The sequence below is a fragment of the Pyramidobacter piscolens W5455 genome (assembly GCF_000177335.1).
In the GTDB taxonomy this organism is placed as follows: domain Bacteria; phylum Synergistota; class Synergistia; order Synergistales; family Dethiosulfovibrionaceae; genus Pyramidobacter; species Pyramidobacter piscolens.
Window position 1 is genome coordinate 1 of record NZ_ADFP01000108.1, and the last position, 509, is coordinate 509.

General features: G+C 63.7%; 1 protein-coding gene. It reads right to left on the reverse strand.

What is annotated here, in order from left to right; translation table 11 throughout:
* Positions 1 to 381: S-layer homology domain-containing protein (locus HMPREF7215_RS09555; protein WP_415752561.1), on the reverse strand; the 381-nt coding region annotated here is incomplete at its 3' end.
* Positions 382 to 509: the final 128 nt, after the last annotated feature.

A 509-nucleotide genomic window follows, 5' to 3' on the forward strand; every position in this document is an offset into this window, starting at 1 on the left:
GCCGGTGATTCTCCATCCGCCGACGCCCTTCTCAAGAGCGGAGAGGCGGCTGTCGAAGCCGTCCACTTTCACGCCAAGCGCTTCCAGCTCGGGCTGGAACTCCACCACCAGCGCCTTCAGCTTCTCAAGGTCTTCCCCGCTCAGGCCGCCCGCGGCCATCATGCGCGCCACCATCGTCGCGATCTCGTAGCGGGTCATGGCGCGGTTGCCCTTGAACGTGCCGTTCGGATAACCTTCCAGGATGCCCTTCGCGCTCAGCTGCTCCACGGCGTCGTACGCCCAGTGGTTCATCGGCACGTCGCTGAACGGATTCGCGGCGAACGCGGGCGCGGCTACGGCCACCAGCGACGCGGCGGCGACTACGGCGAGCATTTTCTTCATACTCATTCTCAAAACTCCTCCTCGAACGATTTTTTTGCGCGCTTCTCGATTTCGGCTTCGCGAGCGGGGGGAGAAGTCTCTTCGGGAGTTTCCTCGTTGCCTCGCCGTTTCCTCTTCGGCCCTGCCGC